Origin of the sequence: Actinomadura sp. 9N215 (assembly GCF_044326345.1) — a bacterium.
Lineage (GTDB): Bacteria > Actinomycetota > Actinomycetes > Streptosporangiales > Streptosporangiaceae > Spirillospora.
In genome coordinates, this window is the sequence record NZ_JBIRBA010000006.1 from 41,851 (window position 1) to 55,636 (window position 13,786).

A 13,786-nucleotide genomic window follows, 5' to 3' on the forward strand; every position below is an offset into this window, starting at 1 on the left:
ACCGGATGCGAGGAGACCACAACGATGGGCACACCCGAAGCACCCGCCGCCGCACCGGTCGCCGTGGTCGGCCTCGGATGCAGGTTCGCGGGCGGGGCCGACTCCCCCGGCGGGTACTGGGACCTGCTGATCGGCGGTAAGGACGGCATCGGCGACCTGCCGGCAGCGCGCTGGGAGCCGTACGCGGGCCTGGGCGGCGACTTCGCCGCCGCGCTGCGCCGGGCCACCACGCGCGGGGGCTTCCTGGCCGACGTCGACGGCTTCGACGCCGCCTTCTTCGGGCTGTCGCCGCGCGAGGCCGAGCTGATGGACCCGCAGCAGCGGCTGCTCCTTGAGGTGACTTGGGAGGCGCTGGAGCACGCGGGCCTCCCCCCGGGGGACCTCGCGGGCACCGACGCGGGCGTGTTCGTCGGGATCGGGTCGGACGACTACGGGCGCCGCCTGCTGGAGGACCTGCCGAACATCGAGGCGTGGACGGGCATCGGCGCCGCCATGTGCGCCGCCGCCAACCGCATCTCGCACGCCCTGGACCTGCGGGGCCCGAGCCTTTCGGTGGACACCGCGTGCTCGTCGTCGCTGGTCGCCACCCATCTGGCCTGCCAGAGCCTGCGGCTGGCGGAGACCAGGGTCGCGATCGCGGCGGGGGTGAACCTCGTCCTGTCCCCCGGGCTGACGCTCACCCTCGACGCCGCCGGGGCGACGGCGCCCGACGGCCGGTCCAAGGCGTTCGACGCGTCGGCCGACGGATACGGCCGGGGCGAGGGCTGCGGCGTCCTGGTGCTGAAGACGCTGGCCGACGCGCTGGACGACGGCGACCGCGTCCTCGCCGTGATCAGGGGCAGCGCGGTCAACCAGGACGGCCGCACCAACGGGATCATGGCGCCGAGCGGCCCGGCGCAGGAGCACGTCATCGCCCGTGCGCTCGGCCACGCCGGGGTCGGACCGTCGACCGTCGGCTACGTCGAGGCGCACGGCACCGGCACCAAGCTGGGCGACCCGCTGGAGGCGGGCGCGCTCGGCGCCGTCTACGGGCGGGACCGCGCGCCGGACGGCCCCTGCCGCATCGGTTCGGTGAAGCCCAACATCGGGCATCTGGAGGCGGCGGCGGGCGTGGCCGGACTGATCAAGACGGTGCTGGCCCTGCACCACGAGGAGATCCCGCCGAGCCTGCACTGCTCGGAGCCGAACCCCGCCGTCGACTGGGCTTCGTCGGGTCTGGAGGTCGTCACCGAGCGGACGGCGTGGCCCCGCGGCGGCGAGCCGCGCCGAGCCGGAGTCTCCGGTTTCGGGTACGGCGGGACGATCGCCCACGTGGTGCTGGAGGAAGCACCCGAGCAGGCTCCCCAGGACACCCGCGATACCAGCGACGACGACGGCGCCCGGCTGTTCCCGATCTCCGCCGCCTCGCCGGAGGCGCTCGGGGAGTACGCGGACGTCCTCGCGGGCTGGCTGGAGGGACAGGGCGCCGACGCGCCGCTCGCGTCCGTCGGGCACACGCTGGCGCTCCGCAGGGACCATCTGGCCCACCGCGCATGCGTGGTCGCCGCCGACCGGGACGAGCTGGTGGCGGGGCTGCGCGACGCCGCGGGCGCCGACGCGGGACCGGGGGCGACCGGCCACGGCGACGGACCGGTCTGGGTCTTCTCCGGCCACGGCTCGCAGTGGGACGGCATGGGCCGGACCCTGCTGGAGTCCGAACCGGCGTTCGCCGCCACGATCGACGCGCTCGAACCGATCTTCCAGGAGGAGATCGGCTTCTCGCCCCGGGCGACGCTGCTGGACGGTCCGCTCGACACCGTCGACCGGATCCAGGCGATGATCTTCGCGATGCAGCTGGGGCTCGCCGCCGCGTGGCGGTCCTACGGCGTCCGCCCGGCGGCGGTGATCGGGCACTCGGTCGGCGAGATCGCGGCGGCGGTGACGGCGGGCGCGCTCTCCTTCGAGGACGGCGCGCGGCTGATCTGCCGCAGGTCCGGGCTGCTGCGCCGGGTCGCGGGCAAGGGCGCGATGGCGATGGCCGCGCTGCCCTTCGCGACCGCGGCCGAGCGCCTCGCGGGCCGCGGCGACGCGGTGGCCGCGATCGCGTCCTCGCCGGTGTCGACCGTGATCGCGGGCGACCCCCCGGCGATCGAGGAGCTGCTGACCGGCTGGGCGGACGACGGCGTCCCGATGCGCCGCGTCGCCTCCGACGTCGCCTTCCACAGCCCGCACATGGACCCGCTGCTCGGCGAGCTGGCCCGCGCCGCCGCCGACCTCGCCCCGCGCGAGCCGGGCGTCCCGGTCTACTCGACCGCGTTGGACGACCCGAGGTCGAAGGCCCCGCTCGACGGCGCCTACTGGGCGGCGAACCTGCGCGAACCCGTCCGCCTCGCGGGGGCCGTCCAGGCGGCGCTGGCGGACGGGCACCGCGCGTTCCTGGAGATCTCCGCGCATCCCGTGGTGGCCCACTCGATCGGCGAGACCCTGTCGGAGGCGGGGGCCGGGGACACGTTCGTCGGGTCGTCCCTGCGGCGCGGCAAGCCCGAGCGCGAGACCCTGCTCGCCGCCGCCGGCGCCGTCCACTGCCACGGGATGCCCGTGGACTGGGAGCGCCTGCACCCGTCGGGCGGCCTCGTCACCCTCCCGGCCGTCGAATGGCGCCGCCGGACGCACTGGCGCGACAGCATGCCGGGCGGCGGGGGCGCCGGGCTCGCCCACGACGTCGACTCGCACACGCTGCTCGGCCCGCCGGTGCCGGTCGCGGGGGAACCGCTGCGGCTGTGGCGCACCAGGCTGGACGAGTCGCGGCGCCCCTACCCGGGGTCGCACACCGTCCACGGCGTGGAGATCCTCCCGGCCGCCGTCGTGATCGGCACCTTCCTGAAGGCCCTCGCGGCGGACGCGGAACCGCCGCCCCTGGCCGGCCTCTCCCTCGACCTGCCGCTCGCCGTGGACGAGACCCGCGAGGTGCAGGTGCTCTGCGACGCGACCGGGCTGCGGCTGGCGTCCCGCGCGGGCGAGGACGGCGGCTGGCTGACGCACAGTACGGCGAAGGCCGGGGACCCCTCCCCGCCGCTCCCCGAACGGCTCGGCGAACCGGCCCCCGGGATGGCCGCGGCCGACCCGGGCGACGTCGAACGTCACCTCGCGGCGGTGGGCGTGCCGAGCATGGCGTTCGCCTGGACGATCGAGGAACTGGCGCGCGGCGAGGGTGCGATCCGGGCCAGGGTGCGCGCCGCGCGGACGGACAACGCGGCGCCGTCCGCCCCGCCCACCTGGGGCCCGATGCTCGACGCCGCGCTGTCGATCGCGCCGGTCGCCTACCCGGGCGCGCCGGTGCTGCGCCTCGCCGCGGGCGCCGCCGAGGTGCGGCTCACCGGCGAACCCCCGGAGTCCGCGATCGTCGACGTGACCGCAGACCCCGACCACGAGGGCGCCGTCCTCGTGATGATCGCCGACGCCGGCGGCCGGGTCGCCGGGCGCCTCTCCGGCCTCCGGTACGCGGAACTGGACCGCGAGCGTCCGGCCGCGGCGGCGGCGCCGGACCGGCTCGTCCACGAGATCGTCTGGACCCCGCTGGACGTCCCCGCCCGCGAACCGGACGGCCACGACGTGATCCTGGTCGGCCCCGACCGGCGCCGGACGGACGCGCTGCGCGAGCGGCTGACCGCGGGCGGCGCGTCCGTCACCGTGCTGGACGCCCCCGAATCGCTCCCCGGCCCCGTCCCGCCCGCCGACGTCGTGGTCGTGCCGCCGTCCGGCCCCGGCGCGATCGGCGAGGCGGCCGTGGACGCGGCCTGGCTCCTCACCCGCGCCGCCCAGCGGCTCGCCGGCGGAGCGGCGCGGCTGTGGTGCCTCACGACCGGCGTCACCGAGAGCCGGGAGGAGGCGCACCTCGCGCACTCCGCCGTGTGGGGCCTCGGCCGGATCATCGGCGGCGAGCATCCCGAGCTGTGGGGAGGCGTGATCGACGTCGCCCCCGGCGGCGCCGAACTGGTGCTCGACGTGCTCCGCGCCCGTCCCGGCGAGGACGTCGTCTCGATCCGCGGCGGGACGGCGTCGGCGGCCCGGCTCGCCCGTCCCGCGCCCGCCGCGCCGACCTCGGCGACCTCGCGGGAGGGCCTGCGCTGCCACGGCGACGGGACGTACCTCGTCACCGGCGGGCTCGGCACGCTGGGACGCGAGATCGCGCGCAGGCTGGCCGACCGGGGAGCCCGCCGGATCGTGCTCGCCGGGCGGCGGCCCGTCCCGCCCCGGTCCGAGTGGGGGCGGACGGCCGACGCGGAGACGCGCCGCCGCGTCGAGGACATCCGGGCGCTGGAGGCCCGGGGCGTGACGGTCCTGCCGGTGGCGCTCGACATCGCCGACGAGGAGCAGGCGGCGCGGGTGCTGGACACCGACGCCCTCGGGCTCCCACCGATCCGCGGGGTGGTGCACGCGGCGGGCGTCCTCGACAACCGGCTGGTCCCGGACGTGGACGAGGACTCGCTGCGCGCGGTCATGCGTCCCAAGGTGGACGGCGCGCTGGTCCTGCACCGGCTGTTCCCGCCGGACAGCCTGGACTTCCTGGTCATGTTCTCGTCCTGCGGCTACCTGCTCGGCATGCCGGGCCAGGCGAGCTACGGTGGCGCCAACGCGTTCCTCGACGCGCTCGCCGCCCACCGCCGCGCGGCGGGCTGCGCAGGCACGGTCAGCCTCGGCTGGACCTCGTGGCGCGGGATGGGCATGGCCGTGAACGAGGTCGTGGACGCCGAGCTGCAAGCCCGCGGCGTCTCCGACATCTCCGCCGCCGAGGCGTTCGACGCCTGGGACCTCGCCGGACGGCACGGCGGCGCGCACTACGCGGTGCTGCGCACGCTCCCGCCGGACCCGAGCGTCCAGCCGCTCCCCCTGCTGGCCGACCTGCCCGCCGACGAGACGGACGGCGCGCACGCGGCCGAGCCCGGCACGGACGGGCTCGCGGACCTCCCGCCGGACCGGCTCCGCGAGGTGCTCCGCGACGAGGTCGGCGCGCTGATCGCCGGGGAGATGAAGCTGGACCGGATCCTCGACCCGGGCCGCTCGCTGGTCGAGCAGGGCCTGGACTCGGTGATGACGCTGCTGGTCAGGCGGCGCCTGGAGCGCCGCTTCGGCCGTCCGCTCCCGGCCGCGCTGCTGTGGCACCGGCCCACGGTCGCCGCCATCGCCGAGCACCTGGCCGCGCTGCTGAACGACACCGAACCCGCCGGAGCCGGCGCGGACGGCGGGCCGCCGGCCGAGTTCCACCGGGCCGTCGAGGACAAGCCGATGGTGGGCGCCTGAACCGGGCCGCGCACCCCCAACGCGAGGAGCCGACATGCCAGACGACGACAAGACCCTGTCCGAGGAAAAGCCCATATCCGACGGAAAGCCCGTGCCCGACGACAACACGCTGACCAAGCTCGTGACCTTCACCCGGGAGACCCTGCGCCCCGAGGGGCTGGAGGCGCCGATCGAGGCCGACACCCCGCTGCTCGACCTGGGCGTCCTCGACTCGCTGAAGACCGCGATCCTGCTCAGCCACATCCGCGACGAGCTCGGCGTCAGCGTCCCGCCGATCGAGCTCACGGTCGCCAACTTCAGGAACCTGCGCAACATCGCCGCGCTGGTGGACGAGCTCGCGATCGCGCCGACCAGGTAACGGAGGAAACCCATGACCGCTGACTTCGACGTCGCCATCATCGGCGGAGGCCCCGCCGGCGCCACCACCGCCTCGTACCTCGCCCAGGCCGGGCTGTCGGTCCTGGTCCTGGAGGCCGAGGTGTTCCCACGCCCGCACGTCGGCGAGTCGCTGGTCCCGGCGACGACCCCGGTCCTCGTCGAGATCGGCGTCATGGACGAGATCGAGGCGGCCGGCTTCCCGAAGAAGTACGGGGCGGCCTGGACGTCGGCCGAGAGCCGCAACGTGCCGCACAACGGCTTCACGGGCCTCTACCACGACTTCCGCGCCGCGGAGATCATGTTCGTGGAGCGCGACCAGCCCCAGGTCGACCGGGACTACACCTTCCACGTCGACCGGGGCAAGTTCGACCTGATCCTGCTCAAGCACGCCGAGCAGAGCGGCGCCAAGGTGCTGTCCGGGGTCCGCGTGCTGAAGGTCGACTTCGACGGCGACCCCGACCTCGTCACGCTGAACTGCCGGCTGGGCCCGAAGACCGCGGACTTCACCGCGCGGCTCGTGGTGGACGCCTCGGGCCGCCAGACCCTGCTCGGCCGCCAGCTCAAGGTCAAGGTCCCCGACCCCGTCTTCGCCCAGTACGCCATCCACTCGTGGTTCGACGGGCTGGACCGGACGGCCGCCGCCAAGGCCGCGGGCGTGGACGGCGAGCGGTCGGACTACATCTTCGTGCACTTCCTGCCGATCAAGGACACGTGGGTGTGGCAGATCCCCATCACCGACACGGTGACCAGCATCGGCGTCGTGACGCAGAAGAAGCGCTTCCAGGAGGCCGACGTCGACCGCGAGACGTTCTTCTGGGACTTCGTGGACAGCCGTCCCGAACTGGCCGAGGCGCTCCGCGACTCCAAGCGGGTGCGGCCGTTCAAGGTCGAGGGCGACTACAGCTACGTCATGAAGGACATCTGCGGCGACCGGTTCGTCATGGTCGGGGACGCCGCCCGCTTCGTCGACCCGATCTTCTCCACCGGTGTCAGCGTCGCCCTGAACAGCGCGCGCATCGCGTCCAAGGACATCATCGCCGCGCACCAGGCAGGGGACTTCGGGGCCGAGCGGTTCGCCACCTTCGAGAGCAAGATCCGGCGGGCGGTGAAGCACTGGTACGAGTTCATCTCCGTCTACTACCGGCTCAACATCCTCTTCACGGCGTTCGTCCAGGACCCGAGGTACCGCGTAGGGGTGCTGAAGCTCCTCCAGGGCGACGTCTACGACGACGAGCCCCCGACCGCGCTGTACGCCATGCGGGAGATCCTCACGGCGGTGGAGAACGACCCCACCCACCTGTGGCACCCCTATCTCGGCACGCTGCGCGCCCCCCTCGAGGCGCCCACCGGATGACGGCCGCCGCGCACCGCACGACCGCCGCACATCACACGACCCAGGAGGAGGCCATGACCACCGTCGGCGACGTCGACCTGTGGCTGCGGCGCTACGAGCCGTGCCCGGACGCCCGCACGCAGTTGGTCTGCTTCCCGCACGCGGGCGGGTCCGCCAGCTACTACCTGTCCCTGGCCACGCTGTTCGCGCCCGGCGTCGAGGTGCTCGCCGTCCAGTACCCGGGACGCCAGGACCGGCGCACCGAGGGGTGCCTGGAGAGCGTCGCCGAGCTGGCCGACCGGGCGTACGAGGCGGTCAGGGCGGGCACCGACCGGCCCTTCGCGTTCTTCGGCCACAGCATGGGCGCGGTGGTGGCGTTCGAGGTGGCGCGCCGCTTCGAGCGCGACGCCGCGGCCGGGCCGGCGCGGCTGTTCGCGTCGGCCCGGCGGGCGCCGTCGCGCCACCGGGCGGAGAGCGTCCACCTGGGCGACCGGGACCGGGTCATCGAGGAGCTCCGGCTGATCGGCGGCACCGACGAGCGGTTCTTCGCCAGCGCGGAGCTCCAGGACATGGTGCTCCCGGTGGCGCGGGCCGACTACCGGGCCATCGAGACCTACCCGGGCGTCCCGGCGGGCGAGGGCGTCGGCTGCCCGATCACGGCGCTGGCCGGTGAGACCGACCCGCGGGCGGGCCGCGAGGAGGTCGCCGCCTGGCGGGAGCACACGGCGGGTGAATTCGAGATGCACGTCTTCCCCGGCGGGCATTTTTACCTTGACGGGCGGCGCGCGGAAATCGTGAAGCTCGTCTCGGATACCCTGGCCATCGAATAAAAGGAAAAGCGCGGACAAAGCGGAAGGTGCGGACCGCCGGGCGGTGGTCCGCACCTTCGTGTTGTTCGCCGCCCGCTATTCACCCGTCTGTTCCTTGATGATCTCCTCGTCCTCATAGTCGGCGCCCGGGACGGGACCTGACCAGGCGAGGATCGCGACGGCCGGCGCGGCGGCCATTGTCGACCGGCCCGCTAAAGCGCTCCTAAGCACAGATTAGGGGTTACTTAAGGGTACCCAGCCCGGCACCGCCAATGCATCCTGGAATCGTTCCGGCCAACGCGGATCATGAAAATGATTCGGCCGACTGCTCTGGTTCATTTGATCTCCCTCCCCAATTACCCCGACGTTCGTCGAAGAGGAACCATGCGCACAGCGTTCAGACCACGCCGGCTCTTCCGCTGGGCCACGGCGGCGATGGCAGTCGCCGCCGTGACGGCCCTGGCTCCCCCGGCACAGGCGGCGCAGACGGGTCGCACGGCGCGCACCGCGCTCGCCCACGACCCTGTGCTGTTCGTCCACGGCATCAACGAGAACAGCCTGCTCTGGCTCACCATGATCGACCGTTTGAAGAGGGACGGCTGGACCGACGGCGAGTTGTTCAACTGGGACTTCAACTACTTCGAGTCGAGCGTGAAGACCGCCGGCGACATCAGGGCGAAGGTCGACGACATCCTCGCGGAGACCGGCGCGTCGAAGGTCGACATCGTGAGCCACTCGCTGGGCGGGGTGAATTCGCGCTGGTACGTGAAATTCCTCGGCGGCACCTCGAAGGTCGACGACTGGTTCTCCATCGCCGGCGCCAACCACGGATCGAGGACGGCCGCGGTCTGCGCCCCGCTGGTCGTCTCCTGCCGGGAGATCCTGCCCGGGTCCGAGCTCCTGACCACCTTGAACGCCGGGGACGAGACCCCGGGCGGCGTCCGCTACGGGACGCTGCGCAGTGACGGTGACCTGTTCATCAGCCCGATCGAGAGCACGGTGCTGGACGGGGCCGAGAATTACAAGGCCGAGAGCCCCATCGGCCACATCGCGCTCACCCAGAGCGCCGAGGTCTACCCGATCATCCGCGACTTCATCCGCTGACCCGCCAATGCTGGGATGACCATGCGCTACGAGATCATGGGACCGCTGCAGGTCGTCGACGACGGCAAGTACGTCATACGGGCCCGCAAGGTCGAGGCCCTGCTGACCGTGCTGCTGATCCGCGCCGACGAGGTGGTGCCGATCAACCGGCTGATGACCGAGATCTGGGGGGAGAACCCGCCGCGCCGGGCCGTCGCCGGGATACACGTCTACATCTCCCAGATCCGCAAGTTCCTGAACGGCCTGTCCAAGGGGGACGAGAGCCCCGTCCAGACCCGTCCGCCCGGGTACATGCTGCGGCTCGGGTCCGACGGCCTGGACTTCCGCGACTTCGAACGGCTGGTGAACCGGGGCCGCGACCACGCGAGGGCGGGCCGCCACGTCCGGGCCGCGGCCGACTTCGAGAACGCGCTGTCGCTCTGGCGCGGCCCCCTCCTCGACGAGGCGTGCGTCGGCCCGATCGTGGAGGGCTTCCAGGCATGGCTGAAGGAGGTCCGGCTGGAATGCGTCGAGATGATGATCGATTCTCGGCTGACGCTGGCCCGCCACCGTGAGCTGATCGGCGACCTGTACCTGCTGACGCAGGAGCACCCGCTGCGGGAGACGTTCTACCGCCAGCTCATGCTGGCGCTCTATCGCAGCGGGCGGCAGGCGGACGCGCTCGCCGTCTACCAGACCGCCCGCGGCACGCTCACCCAGGAGCTCGGGCTCGAACCGTGCCCGGCCCTCCAGGACCTCCACCAGGCCATCCTCACCTCGGACCGCCGCCTCGACCTCGAACTAGGGGTGGCCTAGGGGTTCGGACGACACTCGGGGGACGCGCGGTCAGATCAGGACACGGAATCCGGAGGTGCCAAGTGAGCGACAACATGACGCCCGTACCGCCCGTCTCGCCCGTACCCGACGCCGACACGGTCGAGGTCGTCCTGGAGGGCAACCCCGACCTGCCCGACGTGTTCCGCGCCGGGCGGTCGGCCCTCGCCGAGCGCCGGCTCAAGATCGCGCATCGCGGCGGGTACGAGCACTTCGAGCTCGTCGGCGAGCCGGGCGACCGCGCCCCCGCGGTCTTCCGCTGGACGATGCGCACGAGGATCGCCGAATGACGACGGTCGCCGCGACGCGGTGACGGTTGTCGGCTGAGGTTCGGCGTTCCACCCCGTCGGCGACCAAAGGTTCCGTCGTCGGCGCGGATGTTCGGCGCGGAAAGCCGATCGGCATACCCGGTCGGCTTTCCGCCCGCAAAGGGAGCGGTGGCTCGCGCGTTGCGGGATCGCGGTGACAAAGAGCCCGCGATGAACGATCGCGCTCCGCCCTTAACAGGCGTCCATGGCCAAATGGCGAACACAGCTGTTCTCTGCGGTGTTCGCCCTTGCCGTTATGCCCTTCCTCATCTGTCTAGCAAGGAGTGACTCGGGGGTCAACCCTTACGCGACCCGGTATATTGAATTGACCCGGCGCACACAATGTGACGCGGGGCGGAATTGACCATCGTCATACGACACTCGGCGCCGAGCCGCGGCGGAGTCGTGCGCCGCGTGCGCCGCGACGGACGGAGCCCGACGCCCGTACGTCCTGATCCCGCCAGCCGCTGACCAGGAACTATGCCGCGCCGACAGCGTCTTTTGGTGATCTTGGACGCGTCCTCTCGCAGGCCCGGTAGAGGCAATAGCCTCATATTGTCAGCCGGCGCTCCAGAACGCCGTCGCCTTCTGTCCACCCCGTTAAAGTGAGCGATTTCACACTTGACCGCGAGGCGCCGGGAAGCCGAGCCGCGTTCGGGTCGCCGCGCGGGATCGCGGCACATGGGCGACGGGACGACACCGCCCGGCAATCATTGCGCTGATCATTTGCCGTGTCTAGCATTGCGGAGCAGGGGACTCTCCGGCACCCGCGGAGCACGGGCCACCACGCATTGTCAACCGAAGCACGTGGATGGCGAGGTGTAATTTTGTTAGAGCGACAGAAAGAACTCAACACCCTCCAGGAGTTATTCACCGAAAGTCTGCAGTCCATCAGTCGAATTGCAATCATCAGCGGCGGAGTCGCGACCGGCAAGACCACGCTTCTGCGCTCCGTCCAAGAAAAGGCCAACGAATCGGGTGTCCTCTTCCTCGGCGCCGTCGCCTCGCCCACGGAGAGAAAGCATTCCCTGGGCGTGCTGGAGCAGCTGTTCTACGGGCCCGACCTCCCCACCGCGCTGCGCGAACAGGCGGCGCAGTGGGTGCGCTCCATCTCGGCGATCGGCTCGGCCTACGGCCCCGCCACCGGCTTCGAGGCGGCGCAGGCGCCCACCTCGGCCTACCGGCGGCTCTGGGAGATCCTGCGCAACCTCGTCGGGCTCCGTCCCGTGGTGATCGGCATCGACGACACGCACCACGCCGACGAGTCGTCCCTGCAGTTCCTGCTGTACATCCTGCGCCGGCTGCGGTCGGCGCGCCTGCTCACGGTCCTCACCGAATGCCCCCCGTACCGCGGGACGCGCACGCCGTCGCAGGGCGACCTCCTCCGCGACCCGCACTCCTACCAGATCAGGCTGGAGCCGCTGACGGACACCGGTGTGGCGGCCATGCTCTCCAGCGAGCTCGGCGAGGAGACGGCGCGGCGGCTGGCGACCGACGTCCGGCGGGCGAGCGCCGGCCGCCCGCCGCTCGTGCGCGCGCTGATCGAGGACCAGCTCACCGCGCCGGGCGACCGGCACGGCGAGTTCGTCGCGGGCGAGGCGTTCAGCCAGGCGGTCCTCGGCTTCCTCCAGCGGCACGACTACCCGGTCCCCGACGTGGCCCGCGGCATCGCGATCCTGCGGAGGCCGCGGACGCCGGCGTTCCTCGGCCGGCTGGTCGACATCGACACCATGTCGGCCGCCCAGGCCGTCGACACCCTCACCTCCGCCGGAATCCTGACCGAGGCCCGCTTCCGGCATCGCGCCGTGCAGAGCGCCGTCGTGAGCGGCATCGCGCCCAAGGAGCGCCGGGCCCTGCACGACCGCGCGGCCTTCCTGCTGCACTCGGAGGGCGCGGACGCGACGGAAGTGGCGGCGCACGTCTTCGCGTCCAACAGCGGGGACGCCCCCTGGGCGATCTCGATCCTGCGGGACGCGGCGGAGCTCGCGCTGGCCACCGACGACATGGGCAAGGGCATCCGCTATCTCCGCGCCGCCTACCAGATGTCCGGTGACAGGCGGCAGCGATCGGTGATCGCCGCCACCCTCGCCGAGGCGGAGTGGCGCGTCGACCCCGCGGCGGTCCTCCGCCATGTCCCCGACTTCCACACGGCGGTGCGGGACGACCTGCTGGACGCCCACGACGCCCTGACGCCGATCTCGTCCCTGCTGTGGCACGGGCGGGTGCCCGAGGCCGTCGACATGCTCGGCCTGCTGAACCGCAGGCGCGACGACAGGCCGGAGACCGCCGACGACCCCGCCGAGGCGCCGCACTCCCGGCAGCTCTGGCTCGCCCACCTCTACCCCGAGCTGTTCCGCGAGGGGCCGCTGGCCGAGGCGGTGTCCGGCGAACCGCGTCCGCGGCAGACCGCCGACATCGCCGACCACGACGCGATCTCCGCCATGGCGAGCGAGCTGCTCCGCGGGGAGGCGGGCGACCTCGTCGCCATCGCCGAAACGCTCTTGGAGCGTGCCCGGCTGAGCCCCGCCACGTTCGCTCCGCTCGCCATCGCGCTGGCCACCCTGCTGTACAACGACCGGCTGGACAGCGCGATGACCTGGTCGGAGACGCTGCTCGACGAGGCCGCAGCCCGCCGCAGCCCGACCTGGCGCGCGTTCTTCACGGCGCTCCGCGCGATGGTCTCGCTGCGTCTCGGCGACCTGGTGGCGGCGGAGCGGCAGGCCGAGACCGCGCTCGACCTGATCTCCACGAAGGGCTGGGGCGTCGCGGTCGGGTTGCCGATCTCGTGCCTGGTGCTGGCCCGGACGGCGATGGGCAGGCTCACGCACGCGGCGGAGCTGCTGAGCGTCCCCGTGCCCGAGGCGATGTTCCGGACGCCGATAGGGCTGCACTACATCTACGCGCGCGGCCGCCACCACCTGGCGAGCGGGCACCACCAGGCGGCCCTGTACGACTTCCGGAGCTGCGGAACGCTGATGCGCGACTGGGGGATCGATCTCCCCGCGATCGAACCGTGGCGGCTGGGCGCCGCCGAGGCCCTGGTGGCCCTCGGTGACCCCCGCGGCGCCAGAAGGCTGGTGGACGAACAGCTCGCGATGGTGGATCCGAAGCTCCTCCGGACGCGCGGCATCTCCTTACGGGCCCAGGCCCTCACTCATGCCCCCCAGGACCGTCCGGCCCTGCTCACCGAGGCGACGACGCTCCTCCAGAACTGCGGCGACCTCCTCGAACTCTCCTACGCGCTGTCCGACCTGGGCAATGCCCATCGGGAACTCGGCGACCACGAGCGCGGCCGCGAACTCGCGCACAAGGCGAGCATGCTCGCCCGAAAATGCACTACCGGGGCCCTTGACCCCACCCCGGCAAAAGGCACGGGCGATATCGGACGGCATGCCAGGCAGATCAACGACCTGACCCGCACCCACCTGCTGATAGAGCTGAGCGAAGCCGAACGGAGAGTGGCGGAACTGGCCGCCAACGGCTACACGAACCGCCAGATCTCAGCGGAACTCTCCATCACGATCAGCACCGTGGAACAACACCTGACAAGGGTGTATCGCAAGCTGAACATAACGCGCCCGGGCCTGAGGTCGGTCTATTCGTCCGAGAGCGGGGACCTCGATCGGGCGGCCCCGGTGCGACCCATGGCTCAGCACCGGGTCAACCATCTCGGCCCGGAACAGCCCCGCGCGGAAGTCCGCACGTAGGTCCGCTGGAGCGGAGCAGACCTTTCCCCGGTACGTGCACCTGCCGGCCGACCA

Annotated in this window: 8 protein-coding genes; all 8 read left to right on the forward strand. The window is 72.3% G+C overall.

Going from position 1 to position 13,786, the window contains the following annotated elements:
- The first annotated feature begins 24 nt into the window (after positions 1 to 24).
- The 8 genes from ACH34T_RS12130 (at position 25) to ACH34T_RS12165 (ending at position 13,732) form a co-directional block, all read left to right on the forward strand.
- Complete coding sequence (locus tag ACH34T_RS12130; protein ID WP_395992152.1) at positions 25 to 5,280, forward strand: type I polyketide synthase; 5,256 nt, start codon at positions 25 to 27, stop codon at positions 5,278 to 5,280.
- 34 nt (positions 5,281 to 5,314) lie between these two features.
- Positions 5,315 to 5,638 carry an acyl carrier protein gene (locus tag ACH34T_RS12135; protein WP_395992153.1) on the forward strand — a complete coding sequence of 108 codons (324 nt, stop codon included), beginning with the start codon at positions 5,315 to 5,317 and terminating at the stop codon, positions 5,636 to 5,638.
- Between the two features lie 12 nt (positions 5,639 to 5,650).
- The gene (locus tag ACH34T_RS12140; RefSeq protein WP_395992154.1) at positions 5,651 to 7,012 is read left to right on the forward strand and encodes an NAD(P)/FAD-dependent oxidoreductase; all 1,362 of its coding nucleotides are present in this window, start codon (positions 5,651 to 5,653) and stop codon (positions 7,010 to 7,012) included.
- 53 nt (positions 7,013 to 7,065) lie between these two features.
- Entirely contained in the window at positions 7,066 to 7,821 is a 756-nt protein-coding gene (locus ACH34T_RS12145; RefSeq protein ID WP_395992155.1) for a thioesterase II family protein, read from the forward strand.
- 363 nt (positions 7,822 to 8,184) lie between these two features.
- Positions 8,185 to 8,904, forward strand: coding sequence for an esterase/lipase family protein (locus ACH34T_RS12150; protein WP_395992156.1), 720 nt, complete (start codon positions 8,185 to 8,187; stop codon positions 8,902 to 8,904).
- A 15-nt stretch (positions 8,905 to 8,919) separates the two neighbouring features.
- Entirely contained in the window at positions 8,920 to 9,699 is a 780-nt protein-coding gene (locus ACH34T_RS12155) for a BTAD domain-containing putative transcriptional regulator (RefSeq protein WP_395992157.1), read from the forward strand.
- Between the two features lie 62 nt (positions 9,700 to 9,761).
- Positions 9,762 to 10,007, forward strand: coding sequence for a DUF5988 family protein (locus ACH34T_RS12160; RefSeq protein ID WP_395992158.1), 246 nt, complete (start codon positions 9,762 to 9,764; stop codon positions 10,005 to 10,007).
- 749 nt (positions 10,008 to 10,756) lie between these two features.
- Positions 10,757 to 13,732, forward strand: coding sequence for an AAA family ATPase (locus ACH34T_RS12165; protein WP_395992159.1), 2,976 nt, complete (start codon positions 10,757 to 10,759; stop codon positions 13,730 to 13,732).
- Positions 13,733 to 13,786 lie beyond the last annotated feature (54 nt).

What these genes read in the sequence shown, in the direction of transcription:
- ACH34T_RS12150 (WP_395992156.1), top strand. Translation starts at nt 8,185, where the DNA reads ATGCGCACAGCGTTCAGACCACGCCGGCTCTTCCGCTGGGCCACGGCG.
- ACH34T_RS12155 (WP_395992157.1), top strand. Translation starts at nt 8,920, where the DNA reads ATGACCATGCGCTACGAGATCATGGGACCGCTGCAGGTCGTCGACGAC.
- ACH34T_RS12145 (WP_395992155.1), top strand. Translation starts at nt 7,066, where the DNA reads ATGACCACCGTCGGCGACGTCGACCTGTGGCTGCGGCGCTACGAGCCG.
- ACH34T_RS12140 (WP_395992154.1), top strand. Translation starts at nt 5,651, where the DNA reads ATGACCGCTGACTTCGACGTCGCCATCATCGGCGGAGGCCCCGCCGGC.
- ACH34T_RS12135 (WP_395992153.1), top strand. Translation starts at nt 5,315, where the DNA reads ATGCCAGACGACGACAAGACCCTGTCCGAGGAAAAGCCCATATCCGAC.
- ACH34T_RS12130 (WP_395992152.1), top strand. Translation starts at nt 25, where the DNA reads ATGGGCACACCCGAAGCACCCGCCGCCGCACCGGTCGCCGTGGTCGGC.